This is a genomic window from Pseudonocardia sp. ICBG601 (genome assembly GCF_020496245.1).
The window spans coordinates 1-16,654 of the sequence record NZ_JAHLJA010000093.1 but is presented as its reverse complement, the minus strand read 5'-3'; the positions used below and the strand labels follow the sequence as shown (position 1 = coordinate 16,654).

Sequence of the window (16,654 nt, the reverse complement as noted above, 5' to 3'; positions counted from 1 at the left end):
CGAAGCAGGATCCGACCCCGTCGACGAGGCACCCACCCCACCCCCCCGGCGTCCCGATCCGGCGCGCCCCGGCTCCCCCGGCGCCGGCCGACCGGGACCGCCGCCCCGCCACCTCCTGCTCAACGATGACGAGCCGGACGAGCCGAAGGAGCCGGACGAGCCGGACGAGCCCGTCGCGGACACCACCGAGCCGGCCGACGTCGTGACGCCCGCACCGGCGACGGACCAGCCCGCGCCGCGCCCGCCGGAGGAGCCCGCGGCGGGGCTCGCGACAGGGCCTGCGGAGGCACCCGCCCCGAGGCCGCGACCACGACCCCGCCCGTCCGGGGGCCTGGCCGACCGGCTCACCCCCACCGAACAGGACCTGCTGCAACGGCTGCACGAGGAGCTCGCGGCCCGCGAGAACGGCGGCGAACCGACCCCCCGCAACGGCACCGCCCGCACCGACCGGGGCTGATCCGGCCGGGTTCCGGGGGACCGTCACCCGCGAACTCGCTTACCCGGTAAGCGAGTTCGCGGAACAGCGTCCCCCGGGCGAGAGCGGGAGCTCGGCCAGGCGGGGCGGGAACTCAGCCAGGCGGCGGGAACTCGGCCGAGCGGGAGCCGGAGCGCAGCAGCCGGGCCGGAGCAGGAGCGCAGCAGCCAGGCGGGAGCAGGAACTCCGCCGGACCGGAGCAGCAGCTCAGCCGCTCCGGAGCGGGCACTCAACCGACCGCGCGCACGATCCGGTCGATCACCCGCTGCAGGTGCAGCGCCCGGGCGGCGTCCACCGGGAGGTCCGCACCCGAGCCGATCGCGTCCGCGAGGTCGTCGAGCAGCGCACCGAAGCAGGCGACCGCATCGGCCGGGCGTCGGTCGAGCACGTACCGGCCGCGGCCGTCCGCTCCGAGCCCGCCGACCAGCGCGACCTCGAACTCGGTCGGGTCCACCGGGACGCGCAGCGACAGCACCACCGAGCTGCGGGCGCCGCCGTCGTGGACGAGGCCGATCCGCCACAGGTCGGGCTCGTCGCGGTGGGCGTGGTCGACGTCGACGACCGGGCCCAGCGCCGCGTCCAGCAGGTCCACGACGTGCGGACCGACGTCGAGCAGCGCCCCGTGCTCGGCCCGCCACGACGACGCCGCGAACGGCCCGCCGAGCAGAGCCCCGGACAGCCAGCGCGCGGTCGCGGTCGTCCCCGGTCCGCCGGCGCCGGTCGGGACCGCGTCGAGCCAGGCCCGGATCGCCGGGTCGAACCGCAGGGTCAGCATCGTCGCCGACCGGACGCCCGACGCTGCGACCGCGGCCGCGGCCCGTTCGGCGGCGGGCAGGTCCGCGGCCAGCGGCTTCTCCAGCACCACGTGCTTCCCGGCGGCCACGACCCGCTCCAGCAGCTCGGCCTGGACGGCGGGCGGGACGGCGAACGCGACGGCGTCGCACGCGTCGAGCAGGTCCTCGACCGAGGCATGCACGGGACCGCCGGAGACCGCGGCGATCTCGGCGGCCGCCTCCGGTCGTCGCGCCCACACCCCGGCCGCCGACCAGCGGGGATGCGCCGCGATGGCGGGGGCGTGCACCTGTCGCGCCCACGGCCCGGCGCCGAGCAGTCCGATACGCATGCGGGCATTCTCACCGCCGACCGGCCCCGCTCATGACCTAGGGTCGGCGGCCATGAGCGATGATCCGGCGACGCAGCCGGTCGAGCCGAGGGCCGCCGCGACCGTCCTGTTGGTCCGCGACGAGCCTGCCGGCGGTGACCTGCAGGTCTTCCTGCAGCGACGAGTGGCCGGGATGGCGTTCGCCGGCGGCATGACCGTGTTCCCCGGCGGCGGTGTCTCCGCCGGGGACGAGCCGGACCCCGCCCGCTGGCGCGGCCCGGACCCGGCCCTCTTCGGCGCCCGGCTCGCCCAGCCGGCGGACCTGGCCGCCGCGCTGGTGACCGCGGCCGTCCGCGAGACGTTCGAGGAGTGCGGCGTGCTGCTGGCCGCCCCCACCGGCTCCGAACCCGGCCCGCTGGAGGCCGCCGCGGCCTGGCGGGACGACCTCGTCGCCCACCGCACCACGCTGCCGGAGCTGCTGGCGGCCCACGACCTGGAGCTGCGCGCGGACCTGCTGGTCCCGTGGGCCCGCTGGATCACCCCACCACGCAACCCGAAGCGCTACGACACCGCGTTCCTCGTCGCACGGGTGCCGGACGGCCAGGTCGCCGACGACGCCACCACCGAGGCCGTCGAGGCGCGCTGGTGGACCCCGGCCGAGGCGCTTGCCGGCTACGACGACGGCGAACTCAAGCTGATGCCGCCCACCCTGCGGACCCTGCAGGAGCTGGACCGCCACACCACCGCCGACGACGTCCTCGCCGCGGCGGCCGAGCGCGACATCGAGCCGATCACGCCCGAGGTGCGGCGCGAGGGCAGGGTCGTCACGATCACCCTGCCCGGCGATCCCGACTGGATCTACGAGGAGGCCGTCCGGTGAGCCACCCGCTCTACGGAACCCTGCGCACCGCGCACCCGCTGGCGTCGGTGCTGCTGCAGGACAACCCCGGCCCGATGACGCTGGAGGGCACCAACACCTGGGTGCTGGCGGCTCCGGACGCGCACGACCGGATCGTCGTCGACCCGGGTGAGGACGACGGCACGCATCTGGAGGCGCTGGCCGACGGCCCACCGGTCGCCGCGGTCGTCCTGACCCACCGGCACCACGACCACGCCGGCGGGATCGGCCGGTTCGTCGAGCTGACCGGCGCACCCGTGTACGCCGCGGACCCCTCGCTGACGTCGGGGACCACCCCGCTGCTCGACGGCGCCGTCGTCACCGGTGGCGGGGTCGAGCTGGAGGTGCTGAGCACCCCCGGCCACACCTCGGACTCGGTGTCGCTGCTGCTGCGCGGCCCCGGCGCCGACGGCGTCGCACTGCTCTCGGGCGACACCGTGCTCGGCCGCGGCACCACCGTCATCGCCCATCCCGACGGCACCCTCGGCCCCTATCTGGACTCGCTGCGCCGGATCGCGGAGCTGCCCGCGGGCACCCCGGTCCTCCCCGGGCACGGGCCGGAGCTCCCGGACGCCGCCGAGACGGCGCGCCACTATCTCGCCCACCGCGAGCAGCGGCTGGAACAGGTCCGGGCGGCGCTGGAGCGGCTCGGACCGGACGCGTCGGCCCGCGACGTCGTCGAGGTCGTCTACGCCGACGTCGACACCTCGCTGTGGGACGCCGCCGAACTGTCGGTCCGGGCACAGCTGGATCACCTGCGTGGATGAACGGGGCTCCGCGGAGCGTTGGACCGGCGAGGCCCGATCGGCCTAAGAGCGTGTTTGGAAATTCTAGTGGGTTGAGGGTGTCGTGTGTTTCTGCTGGCGGGTGGCGGGGTATCCACGGGCGATGCGGCGGGTGATGGTGTTGATCGCGGCCCAGCGGATCATGGCTTCGGATGTGGTGGGGTGGCGTTCGTAGTCTCGGGCCAGGCGTCGGTGTGCGGTGAGCCAGGCCAGGGTCCGTTCGACCACCCACCTTCGTGGGAGGACGGTGAATCCGCGCTGCTCGGGTGGCTTGCGGATGATCTCGATCGTTGTCTGCAGGATCGTGGCGGCCCAGTCGAGCAGTCGCCCGGCGAAGCCGGCGTCGGCGTAGACGAACCGCACCCTGGTGCGCAGGTAGAGGTTGAGCAGGATCGGCTTGGCGCCGTCGCGGTCCTGTACCGAGGCCGAGCACACCATCGTGGTCAGCAGCAGACCGAGGGTGTCGGTCACGATGAACCGTTTCCGTCCGCCTGTCTTCTTCCCGGCGTCGTAGCCGCGGGAGTCCTGGCCGACGGTGTCGGCGCCCTTGACCGACTGGGAATCGATGATCCCCGCACTCGGCTCCGGATCACGGCCCTCGGCGATACGTAACTGCCCCCGCACGACCGGGAGGATCTTCTCGGTGACCTTCTGCTGTTCCCACTGGTTGAAGTACCAGTAGACGGTCTGCCAGGGCGGGAAGTCCACCGGCAACGCCCGCCAGGCACACCCGGTCCGCACGACATACAAGATCGCGTCCAGCACGTCCCGACGAGCATGAGCAACAGGCCGCCCCCGCCGCGCGAGCGGCGGTAACAACGGCTCGATCACCACCCACTGGGCATCACTGGTGTCCGAGGGGTACCGGCGCGGTCGTTCCTGCATGCCGACCACGATGGAGCACCCCAGCCGTGTCGACCATCCCGACACACCCACCATTTCCAAACACGCTCTGAGGGCGGCTCAGCCGAGCCCGGGCCCGGCGGGGGTGGCCAGCGCCCGCGGGTCCACCCCGGGCGGGGCGGCGGTGAACGCGTGCCCGCCGGCGAGCGCGAGACCGGCCGGGCCGTCGGTGCGGGCGGCGTAGTCCAGCGCCTTCGCCAGGTCGGTGTACTCGATGCTGGGCAGGTCGTCGGTGGTGGTGAGGCTGGACAGCACGCCGACCGCGCGGCCCTGCGCGTCGAGCAGCGGGCTGCCCGACTCCCCGGCCACACCGTCCTGCACGGCGAAGATCGCGTGCCCCCAGCCGCCGCCGACCTCGGCGGCGGCTGCACCGGCGCGCACCCCGACCGTGCGGACGCCGTCGGCGTCGGGCGGGTTGGTGAGGCCGAAGACCGGGGTCCCTGCGGGCAGCGGCGCGGTGCGGACCGCGCCGGGGCCGCCGAAGAACGGCACCGCGGCACCCACCGAGGGGCCGGCGCCCGCGGGCAGCTCGACGAGCGCGAGGTCGTTGTAGGCGCAGACGTCGGGGTTGCGCTCGCCCCGGGCCTGCATGGTGTTCCACGAGCTCCAGGCCAGCGTCCCGGTGACGGTCCCGCCGCGGCCGTGCACCAGCACCGGGGTGCCCAGCGGCACCGCGTCGGAGGTGCAGCCGTCGGTCTCGGTCTCGTCGCCGGTGCCGCCGCAGTGCGCGGCCTGGCCGAGGAAGGTGCGCTCGCCCGCGGTGAACACGAACCCGGCCGTACACAGGCCCGCGCCGGTGGTCTCGGTGACGGTGCCCGGCCCGATCGACCCCGTCCCCGCGACGACGGCCGGGCGCGGCGTCAGCGGGCCGGCGTCGGCCCGGGCGGTGGTCGCCGGCGGCGCGGTGACGACCGGCGGCGCCGGTGCGGCGGCCGCGGGCGGCGCGGTCACGGGCACGGCGACGGCCGCCCCGGCCGGCGCGGTGAAGACCGCCAGTGCCGCCGCGGCGGCGAGTCCGGTGGCGAGCAGCGACACCGTCCGCCGAGGTCCGGCCACCGTGTCGAGCGCCATCCGATCGTCCCTCCCGGCCCGCAGATCGTCGCCGCTGGTCCGGACGGAGCAGGGCGCCGCTGCCCTCCGCCGCCGTCCGGGTACCGAGCGTGCTGCACAGTTGTCCCACACGACGGTGCCGACGTGTGCGTCGGGACACCCCTGTGGGGGAACCGGGCAGCTCGCCGGTTCGTTCACCGGACGTCCGCCCCCACACCGGGCGGTCCGGCCAGGTCCGTCCGGAGCACTCCACCCACCGTGGGGCTATCCTGACGGGTCAGGGCCCTCCGGCGGGGCGGTACACCGTCCGCCGCCGCTGCCGAGAACCACTCCCGGGAAGGTGAAGGCCACCCAGGCCGACGTTGCATGGACCGCAAGCGCCTGCTCCGCAACCCGCTGATCTGGATCCTCGTCGCGCTCCTGATCTATCTCGGGTTCAGCCAGCTGTTCGACGACACCCGTGGATACACCGAGGTCACGACGTCGGTCGCGCTCTCCCAGGTGCAGTCGGGCAATGTCAAGGACGCCCTCGTCGAGGACCGTGAGCAACAGCTCCGCCTCACGCTGGACCGCCCGATCGAGGTCAACGGCAACGAGACCACCCAGATCCTCACCCAGTACCCGGCGCAGATCTCCGGCCAGATCTTCGACCAGATCCGCCAGGTCCCGGGGATCGCCGAGTACGACACCGTCGTGCGCCAGGACTCGTTCCTGTCGACGCTGCTGATCACGATGATCCCGCTGGCGCTGGTGCTGATCCTGCTGTTCTGGTTCCTGAACAACGCCCAGGGCGGCGGGAACCGGGTCATGAGTTTCGGCAAGTCCAAGGCCAAGCAGCTGAACAAGGACATGCCGAAGAACACGTTCGCGGACGTGGCGGGCGCCGACGAGGCGGTCGAGGAGCTCTACGAGATCAAGGACTTCCTGCAGAACCCGGGCCGCTACCAAGCCCTGGGCGCGAAGATCCCCAAGGGCGTCCTGCTCTACGGCCCGCCCGGCACCGGCAAGACGCTGCTGGCCCGTGCGGTCGCCGGCGAGGCGGGCGTGCCGTTCTACACGATCTCGGGCTCCGACTTCGTCGAGATGTTCGTCGGTGTCGGTGCCTCCCGCGTGCGTGACCTGTTCGAGCAGGCCAAGCAGAACGCGCCCTGCATCATCTTCGTCGACGAGATCGACGCGGTCGGCCGCCAGCGCGGCGCCGGCCTCGGCGGCGGTCACGACGAGCGCGAGCAGACCCTGAACCAGCTGCTCGTCGAGATGGACGGCTTCGACGCCCGCGGCGGGATCATCCTGATCGCCGCGACGAACCGGCCCGACATCCTGGACCCGGCGCTGCTGCGTCCCGGCCGGTTCGACCGGCAGATCCCGGTCGGCGCCCCCGACCTGGCGGGCCGTCGCGCGATCCTGGCCGTGCACTCCAAGGGCAAGCCCTTCGCCGACGACGTCGACCTCGAGTCGCTGGCCAAGCGCACCGTGGGCATGTCCGGCGCCGACCTGGCCAACGTGATCAACGAGGCCGCGCTGCTGACCGCCCGCGAGCACGGGACGCTGATCAACGGCGCCGCGCTGGAGGAGTCGGTCGACCGGGTCGTCGGCGGCCCCCGGCGCAAGTCGAAGATCGTCTCCGAGCGCGAGAAGAAGATCACCGCCTACCACGAGGGTGGGCACGCGCTGGCCGCGTGGGCGATGCCGGACCTGGAGCCGGTCTACAAGCTCACGATCTTGCCGCGCGGTCGCACCGGTGGGCACGCGCTCGTCGTCCCCGAGGACGACAAGGGCCTCATGACCCGCGCCGAGATGATCGCGCGGCTGGTGTTCGCGATGGGCGGTCGCTCGGCCGAGGAGCTCGTCTTCCACGAGCCCACGACCGGTGCGTCCTCCGACATCGACCAGGCCACCAAGATCGCCCGCGCGATGGTGACCGAGTACGGCATGAGCGCCAAGCTCGGCGCCGTCCGTTACGGCCGGGAGCAGGGCGACCCGTTCCTCGGCCGCTCGATGGGCAACCAGGCCGACTACTCGCTCGAGGTCGCCCACGAGATCGACGAGGAGGTGCGCAAGCTCATCGAGGCCGCGCACACCGAGGCGTGGGAGATCCTCAACACCTACCGCGACGTGCTCGACGACCTGGTGCTGGAGCTCCTGGACAAGGAGACCCTGAACCGCAAGGACCTCGAGCGGATCTTCGGGTCGGTGGAGAAGCGGCCGCGGATCACCGCGTTCGACGACTTCGGCGTGCGCACGCCGTCGGAGAAGCCGCCGATCAAGACCCGGCGCGAGCTGGCGTACGAGCGCGGCGAGGTGCTGCCTCCCGAGGAGGAGGAGCGCACCCCGGCCGAGGTCGGCTCGGGCTCCGCGAACGGCTACGGCGACGCGCCCGGCACACCCGGCGCCTCCCCGTTCCCGGCCGGCGGCCCGGTCCCGAGCCGCCCGGACGCCCCGAACGACGGCGGGTACGGCTCCGGCAACGGGAACGGCAACGGCTACGGCGCGCCCGGCAACGGGCACGGTGCCCCGGCACACGGCTACGGCCGGGCCGGTTCCTACGGCGGCCCGGGGCAGCCCCCGCCGCCCGCCGTCGCCCCGAACTACGGTGCCCCGCCGGACTGGCGGCCCGCGACGACCCCGCAGGGGCAGAGCTGGCCGCCGCCGAACTGGGCGCAGCCGCCGCAGCAGGGCGGCCCGCAGGGGCCGGCCCAGGGCGGTCCGTGGTCCGGACCGGGCAACGGCGGCAACGGCAGTGGCAACAGCACTGGTAACGGCACTGCTGACGGCAGTGGCAACGGTGTGCACGGCAACGGCGCGCCCGGTGGTGCGGACGACTCCGGCGCCGGCGAGCAGCGGCGCGGACACGACCCGGAGGCAGGACACTGAGCACGTCGACGACGGACGGACGCCTCGGTCCGGTGGAGTCCGCCGCGGTGGCGGCCGGGGTGACCCAGGCCGTGCCCGGCGGGATCGACCTGGACCGTGCGGAACGCGCCGTCCGCGAGCTGCTGATCGCGGTCGGGGAGGACCCGGACCGCGAGGGCCTCAAGGAGACCCCGGCCCGGGTCGCGCGCGCCTACGGCGAGATCTTCGCCGGGCTGTTCGTCGACCCGGACTCGGTGCTGGAGAAGACGTTCGACGAGGGCCACGGCGAGCTCGTCCTGGTCAAGGACATCCCGATGTTCTCCACCTGCGAGCACCACCTGGTGCCCTTCCACGGAGTGGCCCACGTCGGCTACATCCCGGCCGTCGACGGGCAGGTCACCGGCCTGTCCAAGCTGGCCCGGGTGGTGGATCTGTACGCCAAGCGCCCGCAGGTGCAGGAGCGGCTGACCGCGCAGATCGCCGACGCGCTGGTGCGCAAGCTGAACCCGCGCGCGGTGATCGTCGTGCTGGAGGCCGAGCACCTGTGCATGGCCATGCGCGGCATCCGCAAGCCGGGGTCGCGCACGACCACCTCGGCGGTGCGCGGGCTGTTCAAGAGCTCGGCGTCCTCCCGCGCGGAGGCGTTGTCGCTGATCAGGGGGCGCTGACGTGGTCGCCCCCGGCGGGGCGCTGCCCGAGCTCGGCCGCTGCGCGGTCATGGGGATCCTGAACGTCACCCCCGACTCGTTCTCCGACGGCGGCCGCTACGTCGACCGGTCGCACGCCGTCGCGCACGGCGTCGCGATGCGCGACGCCGGCGCCGACCTCGTCGACGTCGGCGGGGAGTCGACCCGGCCCGGCGCGCAGCGGATCGACGCGGAGACCGAGCGGGAGCGCGTGCTGCCCGTGGTGCGCGAACTCGTCGCCGCGGGCGTGCGGGTCAGCGTCGACACGACCCGGTCCGAGGTCGCCCTGGCCTGCGTCGAGGCCGGTGCGGCGATGGTCAACGACGTCTCCGGTGGCCTCGCCGACCCGCGGATGGCCGCGGTCGTCGCCGAGTCCCGGACGCCCTGGGTGATCATGCACTGGCGCGGGCACAGCGCCGGGATGGCGCAGCTCGCGGGCTACGAGGACGTGATCGGCGAGGTCCGGTCCGAGCTCGTCGCCCGGGTCGACCACGCCGTGATGGCCGGGGTCGACCCCGGCCGGATCGTGCTCGACCCCGGCCTCGGGTTCGCCAAGAACGCCTCGCACAACTGGGCGCTGCTGCGGCGGCTGGACGTGTTCGTCGACCTGGGCTTCCCGGTGCTGGTCGGGGCCTCGCGCAAGCGGTTCCTCGGCGAGCTGCTGGCCTCGGCCGACGGCGATCCGCGCACGCCGGCGGGCCGCGACATCGCGACCGCCGCGATCAGCGCGCTCGCGGCGAACGCGGGCGCCTGGGGTGTGCGGGTGCACGACGTCGAGTCCACGATGGACGCCATCGCGGTCGCGGCCGCCTGCCGGCTCGGCGCCTCGCGCGCCCGCTCCCCGCGGGAGACCGGGCGGTGAGCGACCGGATCGAGCTGCGGGGGCTGCGGGTCCGCGGCCACCACGGCGTGTTCGACCACGAGCGCCGCGACGGCCAGGAGTTCGTCGTCGACCTGGTGGTGCACGCCGACCTCGCGCCCGCCGCCGCCTCGGACGACCTGGCCGACACGCTGCACTACGGCGAGCTCGCCGAGCTGGCCGCGGGCATCGTCGGCGGCCCGGCCCGCGACCTGATCGAGGCCGTCGCCGGGGAGATCGCGCAGGCCGTGCTCGACTTCGACGCCCGGATCGCGGCCGTCGAGGTGACGCTGCACAAGCCGTCGGCGCCGATCCCGCTGACCTTCGACGACGTCGCGGTGGTCCTGGCCCGGAGCCGGGCGTGACCCGCGCGGTCCTGTCCCTCGGCTCCAACCTGGGCGACCGGGCCGCGCACCTGCGCACGGTCGTTGCGGACCTGGGGGCGGCCGTCGTGGCGGTGTCGCCGGTGTTCGAGACGGCGCCCTGGGGCGTGACCGACCAACCGGACTTCCTCAACGCGGTGCTCGTCGCCGACGACCCGGCACTCGACGCCCGGGGCTGGCTGCGCCGCGGGCAGGCCCTCGAGGACGCCTCGGGCCGGGTCCGCGAGCAGCGGTGGGGGCCGCGCACCCTCGACGTCGACATCGTGCAGGTGACCGACGACGGCGCCCCGGTGACCTCGGACGACCCGGAGCTGCTCCTGCCGCACCCCGGCACCCCCGACCGGGCCACCGTGCTGCTGCCGTGGCTGCTCGCCGAGCCCGGCGCCGTCCTGCACGGGCACGGCCCGGTCGCCGACCTGCTGGACCGGCTCGGCCCGGACGGCTGCGCGGGCGTGCACCGCCGCGACGACGTCGTGCTGCGGGACCCGGCATGACCGCGCCCGGACCGGGCGGTCGGCGCTCCGGGCACGGCCCGGACGACGACCCGCGCCCGACCGTGCGCCCGACCCGGGTCCGCGACGTCGCCGCCATTGCGGTGGTCGCGGCCCTGCTCGGCAACATTCTCGTCCAGCTGACCTACGGGATGCTGCCGACGTTGCCGGTCGCCGCGGCGGTCGTCGTCGCGGTGCTCGCCGCCGCCGAGGCCGCGGGCGGTGTCGTGCTGCGGCGCCGGATCGACCGCCGGAACGGGGCCGCGCCGGTGCCGCCGCTCGTCGCGGCTCGGGCGGTGCTGCTCGCGAAGGCCTCCGCTGTCGGGGGCGCTGTCGTCGCCGGGTTGTGGGTGGGCGTGCTGATGCACACGCTGCCGCGGGCCGCGGTCGTGGTGGCCGCGTTCCGGGACAGCGTCGTCGCCGGGGTCGGCGTGGTCAGCGCGCTGCTGCTGGTCGGCGCCGCGTTCTGGCTGGAGTACTGCTGTCGTTCCCCCGACGACCCGGACGACACCGACGGTGGGATCCGTGCCGGCTGAGGCGCGTCCCCCCGCGCAGCGGGGGGCGGTTCTCTACGCTGGAGGGTCATGACGTCCCCGACGCTCGGCCGCCCGTACGCCCCGGTGCCGGCGCCGTCGGCCAAGCGCCGGGGCGTGCTGCTGCCGGTCGTGGGCCTGGTGGTGCTGGCCCTGCTCGCGGTGATCACGCTCGGGGTGCTGCAACGCGCGATCGGGACGCCGGGAGTGGTCGTCGGGACCCTGGCCGCGCTGCTGCCGGTCGTGCCGGTGGTGGCGGCGTTCCTCTGGGTGGACCGCTGGGAGCCCGAGCCGCCTCGGATGCTGATGGGGGCGTTCCTCTGGGGCGCCGGGTTCGCCGCACTGGTCGCCCTGCTGATCAACACGAGCGCCTCGGCGGTGCTCGACGCGGCCGCCGGGCGCGGCGCGGGTGACCTGTTCGGCCCGGTCGTGGTCGCCCCGGTCGTCGAGGAGTTCACCAAGGGGCTGTTCCTGATCGGGCTCCTGGTGTTCCGGCGCCGTGAGTTCGACGGGATCGTCGACGGCGTCGTCTACGCCGGGATCGTCGCCGCCGGGTTCGCGTTCAGCGAGAACATCCTCTACCTGGGCCGCGCGGTGTCCGAGCCGGAGTCGGCCGGGGTCCTCGCGACGCTGTTCGTCCGCGGCGTCGCCTCGCCGTTCGCGCACCCGCTGTTCACCTGCATGATCGGCATCGCGGCCGGGATCGCGGCGGCCAGCCGCAGCATCGGGGTCCGGGTGCTGGCGATGATCGCCGGCTACGTCGCCGCGGTGGTGCTGCACGCGCTCTGGAACGGCGCGTCGGTGCTGGCCGCGACGCCCGGCGGCTTCTACCAGATCTACCTGTTCGTGATGGTCCCGATCTTCGTGGGGCTGATCCTGCTCGTGGTGTTCGCCCGTCGCCGCGAGGCGCGGATCGTCGCCGCCCAGCTGCCCGGGTTCGCCGCCGCGGGGTGGATCGCGCCCAGCGAGGTGCCCCTGCTGGCCCGGCTGTCCCGGCGGAGGGGCTGGCGCACGCTGGTGCGGCGCCGCTCCGGCCCGGCCGCGGCGAAGGCCGTCGCCGACTACCAGTCCGCGGTCACGGAGCTCGCGTTCATGCGGAACCGGATCGCGCGCGGCGCGGTGCGGGAGAGCGCCCACGCCCTGCACGACGAGAAGCTGGCCGCGCTGCTGCGGGCCCGCGCCGTCGCCGTCGGGGTGCCGGAGGCGCTGGTCGCAGCCTGGGCACGGCAGCGTCCGTCGGACTGGGAGCCGCCGCCCCCGGCCGCGCCGGACGGCAGCTTCTCGGGCCAGTTCCGCGTCCCGACCTTCCCCGACGGCGGCGGCTCGGCCGCCGCCGGCCCGCCCGTACCGCCGCTCCCGCCCGGCCCCGTCACCCTGGCGGTCGCCGCGCCGTGGGGACGGCCCGACGAGCTGCGCCCGCCCCGGTGGGCGGAAGCCCGGCGGAGCACCACCCCGCCGGCGCCGGACACCCGGCCTGCCGGTGGCCCGGGGGCTCCCGGTCGCCCACAGGACCCGACCGCGCGCCCCGGCCTCGGCAGCGGCTCCGGCACCGGCTCCCGGGCCCCCGGCTCCCCGGGGGCTCGGCCCGCACAGTCCGGCTCCCCGGCCCCGGCTTCCCCGGCGGCAGGCTCCGGAGGGCCCGGCTCGGGAGGGCCCGGCTCGGGAGGACCCGGTTCGGGAGGATCCGGTTCCACCACGGCCCGCTCCGCCGGGCACGACGGCGCTGGGCGCGGGTTCCGCTCCGGCACGTCCGGGCCTCCCGTCCCCGGTCCGGGGCCAGGTACCGGGCCGGCGAGCCCCGGTCCGGGCCCGGGAGAGGACGTCACCCGGCCCGTCGGCCGCCCCGAGTCCCCGGCCACCGAGCACCGGGGCCGCCACCACGACGACCCGTCCGACCCCGGCCCGACCCGCCCGATGCGCCGCCCGGACGACGAGCCGGACCGCCCCCGCTGACCACCAGCCGGTGATCACCGGTCGTGGAGCCCTGCGTCCGCCTCGCGAACCCTCCCCTCCACGACCGTCGATCACGGGCGGGGCCGGGGTGAGGCCGGTCTCAGGAGCGCGCCCCGGACCCGGGGCCCGTCTACCCTCGCGTCCGGCGCGCGGCCACCGGAGGTCGCGCCGACCGCGGATTGCCCGACCGGTACCCCACCAGGACCGGAACGGGAGGAAACGGATTCTCGTGATGGACTCTGCGATCGATGGCGGTCGCCCCGCGTGGCTCGCGGTCGGGGTGGTCTCGGCCGGTCGGGTCGGCGCGGTGCTCGGTGCGGCGCTCGCCCGTGCGGGCCACGTCGTCGTCGCCGCATCGGGGGTCTCGCAGGCCTCGGTGCGCCGGGCGGAGACCCTGCTCCCCGACGTCCCCCTGCTCCCGCCCGACGAGGTCTGCTCCCGTGCCGACCTGGTCCTGCTCGCCGTCCCCGACGACGTGCTGCCCGGCCTGGTCCGCGGCCTCGCCGCCGCCGGCTGCTTCCGCCCGGGCCAGATCGCCGTCCACACGGCGGGGTCGCGCGGCGTCGCGGTGCTGGACCCCGCGACGGAGCAGGGCGTACTGCCGCTGGCGCTGCACCCGGCGATGACCGTGACCGGCCGCCCCGAGGACGTCGAACGGCTCGCCGCCTGCTGCATCGGCGTCACCGCGCCCGGCGACCCGGAGCACGGCGACCCGCGCGACGCCGTCGGCTGGAGCGTCGCCGAGGCGCTCGTGCTGGAGATGTCGGCCGAGCCCGTCCGCATCCCGGAGGCGATGCGTCCGCTGTACCACGCCGCACTCGCCCACGGCGCCAACCATCTGACCACGCTGGTCGGGGACTGCGTGCAGCTGCTGGAGACCGCGGGCATCGCGCCCGCGGAGCGTCTGGTCGCGCCGCTGCTGTCGGCCGCGCTGGACAACGCGCTGCGTCACGGCGACCGCGCGCTGACCGGACCGGTCGCCCGCGGCGACGCCGGCACCGTCCGGACCCATCTGGCCCGCATCGGCGACGCCGACCCCGACCTGGCCGCCGTCTACCGCGCGCTGGCCGGGCGGACCGCCCACCGCGCCGCCGCCGCCGGGCTCCTCGGGCCCGACGGCGTCCGCGACATCGAGACCGCACTGGAGGAGAAGTGAGCACCCCCGGCTCCACCCGGAACGGGTACGGCACCGGCCGGCTGACCGTGCACAGCGACCCGGCGAAGCTCTCCGCGGTCACCCGTGCGCTGCGCGGCGCCGGCCGCAAGGTCGTCCTCGTCCCCACGATGGGCGCGCTGCACGAGGGCCACCGCGAGCTGATCCGGCACGCCAAGCGGATCCCCGGCGCCGTCGTCCCGGTCGTGTCGATCTTCGTGAACCCGCTGCAGTTCGGTGCGGACGAGGACCTCGACCGCTACCCGCGCCCGATCGAGGCCGACCTCGACGCCTGCCGCGACGAGGGCGTCGAGCTGGTGTTCACCCCGCAGGTCGAGCACATGTACCCGCCGGGCTCACAGACCCGGGTCACCGCAGGACCGCTCGGCGACGAGCTGGAGGGCGCCTCCCGCACGGGCCACTTCGACGGCGTCCTCACCGTCGTGTCGAAGCTGTTCCACATCGTCGGCCCGGACGTCGCGCTGTTCGGCGAGAAGGACTACCAGCAGCTCACGCTGATCCGGCGGATGGTGCGCGACCTGGACTTCCCGACCCGGGTCGTCGGCGTCCCGACCGTCCGTGAGGAGGACGGGCTGGCCCTGTCCTCGCGCAACGTCTACCTCGACCCCGGTCAGCGTCGCGCCGCCGCCGTGCTGTCGCGGGCGCTGGCCGCCGGTGCCGCGGTGTCGGTCCGCGGGCACGACGCGGTGCTGGAGGCTGCCCGCGCCGAGCTGGCGACCGAGCCGGAGGTCGAGGTCGACTACCTGGAGCTGCGCGACGCCGACCTCGGCCCCGCTCCCGCTCCGGGGTGCGGGGACGGCCGCCTGCTCGTCGCCGCCCGGGTCGGCACCACCCGGCTCATCGACAACGCCCCATCGCGTTCTGACCGCCTCCCGAGGAGAACCGCCGTGAACCGCACGATGATGAAGTCCAAGATCCACCGCGCCACCGTGACGCAGGCCGACCTGCACTACGTCGGCTCGGTCACCGTCGACGCCGACCTGATGGCGGCCGCCGACCTCCTCGAGGGCGAGCAGGTCAGCATCGTCGACATCACCAACGGCGCCCGCTGGAGACCTACGTGATCACCGGTGAGCCCGGCTCCGGGGTGATCGGCATCAACGGCGCCGCCGCGCACCTGGTGCACCCCGGTGACCTGGTCATCCTCATCTCCTACGGCTCCTACGACGAGGCCGAGCTGCGCGACTACAGCCCGCGCGTCGTCTTCGTCGACGCCGACAACCGGATCGCGGACCTGGGCGCCGACCCGGGGCACGCCCCGGCGGCTCGGGTCTGCTGACCAGCGCGGCCGGTAGGGACGACGCGTGCTGCTCTGCATCGACGTCGGGAACACCCACGTCTCGCTGGGGCTCTACCCCGACACCGGGACCGATGCGGAGGGGCTCGACCCGGTGCCGGAGCGGCGCTGGCGGCTGCGCACCGAACACCTCCGCCACCGCCGACGAGCTGGACCTGACCGTCTCCGGGATGCTCGGCGCGCGCTTCCCCGAGGTCACCGCGGTCGCCGCGCTGTCCACGGTGCCCGGGCCGTCGCGGGAGCTGCGCACCCTGCTCGCGCGCTGGTCGGACCGGATGCGGACGCTCGTCGTCGGGCCGGGGGTGCGGACCGGCGTGCCGCTGCTGGTGGACCACCCGCGCGAGGTGGGCGCGGACCGGGGGTGAACTCGCTCGCCGCGCACCACCTGTTCGGCACCACCTGCATCTGCGTCGACCTCGGGACCTGCACGAACATCGACGTGGTCACCGCGAAGGGCGAGTTCCTCGGCGGCGCGCTGGCCCCGGGCGTCGACATCGCGATGCAGGCGCTGGCCGAGCGGGCGTCGTCGCTGCGGCCGGTGGAACCTGGTCGAGCCGCGCTCGGTGATCGGCCGCACGACGGTCGAGGCGGTCCAGGCCGGGGTGCTCTACGGGGCGGCGGGACAGGTCGACGGGCTGGTCCGCCGGATCCTGGCCGAGCTGGGGCCCGACGCGCTGCCGGTCAGCGTGATCGTCACCGGCGGGCTCGCGGAGCTCGTGCACGGGCGCGCCGACACCGTCACCCACCACGTCCCGGACCTGACCCTGCACGGGCTGCGGCTGACCCACCTGCGTCACCACCGGACCCGCTGACGGGCTCAGGCGCGCCGGGGCCCGCCACACGATGGTGCGCATCGGCATCGTGAACCGGCCGTCGGGCGTCGGCGACCCGCTCGCGCAGGAAGCCGCGCACGGCGGCGAACACCGCGTCGCGCTCGTCGGGGGTGCTCAGGAGCGCCCAGGAGTGGGTGGCGATGTCGGCGACGTGCTCCTCGACGACCGGTCGCCCGCGGCCAGGTGACCTGCTCCTGGTGGGCGTCGGTGAACCAGGGCTCGCCGGGCATCCGGGTGGGGCTGCCACCCCCGCGGGTTGTCGGGCACCCGCCGTCCGTGCACGCTCAGCTCGCCCAGCTCGCGGGACCCAGCCGACGTCGGGGTCGCCGCTGTTCCACAGCCCGGCCAGCACCCCGCCGGGGCGCAGCACCCTGGCGAT

General features: G+C 75.1%; 14 protein-coding genes and 5 pseudogenes. 15 read left to right on the top strand and 4 right to left on the bottom strand.

Features of this window, described 5'->3' with window-relative positions; translation table 11 throughout:
• Nucleotides 1-457, top strand: a pseudogene (locus tag KPL57_RS24800) (hypothetical protein); the annotation flags it as partial.
• Between the two features lie 112 nt (nucleotides 458-569).
• Here KPL57_RS24800 and KPL57_RS67210 read toward each other — a convergent pair.
• On the bottom strand, nucleotides 570-704 hold the full coding sequence (locus tag KPL57_RS67210) for a hypothetical protein (RefSeq protein ID WP_264198515.1): 135 nt from the start codon (nucleotides 702-704) through the stop codon (nucleotides 570-572).
• Complete coding sequence (locus tag KPL57_RS24795; protein WP_226353363.1) at nucleotides 705-1,598, bottom strand: Gfo/Idh/MocA family protein; 894 nt, start codon at nucleotides 1,596-1,598, stop codon at nucleotides 705-707.
• A 52-nt stretch (nucleotides 1,599-1,650) separates the two neighbouring features.
• Between KPL57_RS24795 and KPL57_RS24790 the strand changes: the two genes are divergently transcribed.
• Together KPL57_RS24790 and KPL57_RS24785 are read left to right on the top strand one after the other, a co-directional pair.
• A complete protein-coding gene (locus tag KPL57_RS24790) occupies nucleotides 1,651-2,457 on the top strand; it encodes an NUDIX hydrolase (RefSeq protein ID WP_226353362.1) in 807 nt (268 codons plus the stop codon).
• Nucleotides 2,454-3,242, top strand: coding sequence for an MBL fold metallo-hydrolase (locus tag KPL57_RS24785; RefSeq protein ID WP_226353361.1), 789 nt, complete (start codon nucleotides 2,454-2,456; stop codon nucleotides 3,240-3,242). The genes KPL57_RS24790 and KPL57_RS24785 overlap by 4 nt, the downstream gene beginning before the upstream one ends.
• Here the strand turns inward: KPL57_RS24785 and KPL57_RS24780 are convergent.
• Both KPL57_RS24780 and KPL57_RS24775 read right to left on the bottom strand, forming a co-directional pair.
• Nucleotides 3,227-4,199, bottom strand: a pseudogene (locus KPL57_RS24780) (IS5 family transposase). The gene KPL57_RS24785 and the pseudogene KPL57_RS24780 overlap by 16 nt on opposite strands.
• 24 nt (nucleotides 4,200-4,223) lie before the next feature.
• A complete protein-coding gene (locus tag KPL57_RS24775) occupies nucleotides 4,224-5,234 on the bottom strand; it encodes a S1 family peptidase (protein WP_226353360.1) in 1,011 nt (336 codons plus the stop codon).
• 345 nt (nucleotides 5,235-5,579) lie between these two features.
• Here KPL57_RS24775 and ftsH point away from each other — a divergent pair, with 345 nt between their 5' ends.
• From ftsH to KPL57_RS24715, 12 genes and pseudogenes are all read left to right on the top strand, one after another.
• The gene (gene ftsH / locus KPL57_RS24770; RefSeq protein ID WP_226353359.1) at nucleotides 5,580-8,087 is read left to right on the top strand and encodes an ATP-dependent zinc metalloprotease FtsH; all 2,508 of its coding nucleotides are present in this window, start codon (nucleotides 5,580-5,582) and stop codon (nucleotides 8,085-8,087) included.
• Nucleotides 8,088-8,119: 32 nt separating this feature from the next.
• Nucleotides 8,120-8,734 carry a GTP cyclohydrolase I FolE gene (gene folE, locus KPL57_RS24765; protein ID WP_020626238.1) on the top strand — a complete coding sequence of 205 codons (615 nt, stop codon included), beginning with the start codon at nucleotides 8,120-8,122 and terminating at the stop codon, nucleotides 8,732-8,734.
• A gap of 49 nt (nucleotides 8,735-8,783) precedes the next feature.
• Entirely contained in the window at nucleotides 8,784-9,614 is an 831-nt protein-coding gene (gene folP, locus KPL57_RS24760) for a dihydropteroate synthase (protein WP_226353364.1), read from the top strand.
• Nucleotides 9,611-9,976: a dihydroneopterin aldolase gene (gene folB, locus KPL57_RS24755; RefSeq protein ID WP_226353358.1), complete on the top strand. Its 366-nt coding sequence runs from the start codon at nucleotides 9,611-9,613 to the stop codon at nucleotides 9,974-9,976. The genes folP and folB overlap by 4 nt, the downstream gene beginning before the upstream one ends.
• Nucleotides 9,973-10,488, top strand: coding sequence for a 2-amino-4-hydroxy-6-hydroxymethyldihydropteridine diphosphokinase (gene folK, locus KPL57_RS24750; RefSeq protein WP_226353357.1), 516 nt, complete (start codon nucleotides 9,973-9,975; stop codon nucleotides 10,486-10,488). Before folB ends, folK begins: the two co-directional genes overlap by 4 nt.
• Nucleotides 10,485-11,021, top strand: coding sequence for a DUF3180 domain-containing protein (locus tag KPL57_RS24745; RefSeq protein WP_226353356.1), 537 nt, complete (start codon nucleotides 10,485-10,487; stop codon nucleotides 11,019-11,021). Before folK ends, KPL57_RS24745 begins: the two co-directional genes overlap by 4 nt.
• 48 nt (nucleotides 11,022-11,069) lie before the next feature.
• Entirely contained in the window at nucleotides 11,070-12,971 is a 1,902-nt protein-coding gene (locus tag KPL57_RS24740; protein ID WP_226353355.1) for a PrsW family intramembrane metalloprotease, read from the top strand.
• A 232-nt stretch (nucleotides 12,972-13,203) separates the two neighbouring features.
• On the top strand, nucleotides 13,204-14,127 hold the full coding sequence (locus KPL57_RS24735; protein WP_226353354.1) for a Rossmann-like and DUF2520 domain-containing protein: 924 nt from the start codon (nucleotides 13,204-13,206) through the stop codon (nucleotides 14,125-14,127).
• Nucleotides 14,124-14,999: pseudogene (gene panC, locus KPL57_RS24730) on the top strand (pantoate--beta-alanine ligase); the annotation flags it as partial. The gene KPL57_RS24735 and the pseudogene panC, both read left to right, overlap by 4 nt.
• A 33-nt stretch (nucleotides 15,000-15,032) precedes the next feature.
• Nucleotides 15,033-15,465 (top strand): annotated as a pseudogene (gene panD / locus KPL57_RS24725) (aspartate 1-decarboxylase); the annotation flags it as partial.
• Nucleotides 15,450-16,254 (top strand): annotated as a pseudogene (locus tag KPL57_RS24720) (type III pantothenate kinase). The pseudogenes panD and KPL57_RS24720, both read left to right, overlap by 16 nt.
• A gap of 31 nt (nucleotides 16,255-16,285) precedes the next feature.
• Nucleotides 16,286-16,462, top strand: coding sequence for a hypothetical protein (locus KPL57_RS24715; protein WP_226353353.1), 177 nt, complete (start codon nucleotides 16,286-16,288; stop codon nucleotides 16,460-16,462).
• The last annotated feature ends 192 nt before the right edge of the window (nucleotides 16,463-16,654 follow it).

Excerpts from the sequence above, each read along its gene's own strand:
- KPL57_RS24795 (WP_226353363.1), bottom strand. The coding sequence starts at position 1,598 with ATGCGTATCGGACTGCTCGGCGCCGGGCCGTGGGCGCGACAGGTGCAC.
- KPL57_RS24790 (WP_226353362.1), top strand. The coding sequence starts at position 1,651 with ATGAGCGATGATCCGGCGACGCAGCCGGTCGAGCCGAGGGCCGCCGCG.
- KPL57_RS24775 (WP_226353360.1), bottom strand. The coding sequence starts at position 5,234 with ATGGCGCTCGACACGGTGGCCGGACCTCGGCGGACGGTGTCGCTGCTC.
- ftsH (WP_226353359.1), top strand. The coding sequence starts at position 5,580 with ATGGACCGCAAGCGCCTGCTCCGCAACCCGCTGATCTGGATCCTCGTC.
- folP (WP_226353364.1), top strand. The coding sequence starts at position 8,784 with ATGGGGATCCTGAACGTCACCCCCGACTCGTTCTCCGACGGCGGCCGC.
- KPL57_RS24745 (WP_226353356.1), top strand. The coding sequence starts at position 10,485 with ATGACCGCGCCCGGACCGGGCGGTCGGCGCTCCGGGCACGGCCCGGAC.
- KPL57_RS24740 (WP_226353355.1), top strand. The coding sequence starts at position 11,070 with ATGACGTCCCCGACGCTCGGCCGCCCGTACGCCCCGGTGCCGGCGCCG.
- KPL57_RS24735 (WP_226353354.1), top strand. The coding sequence starts at position 13,204 with ATGGACTCTGCGATCGATGGCGGTCGCCCCGCGTGGCTCGCGGTCGGG.
- KPL57_RS24715 (WP_226353353.1), top strand. The coding sequence starts at position 16,286 with ATGGTGCGCATCGGCATCGTGAACCGGCCGTCGGGCGTCGGCGACCCG.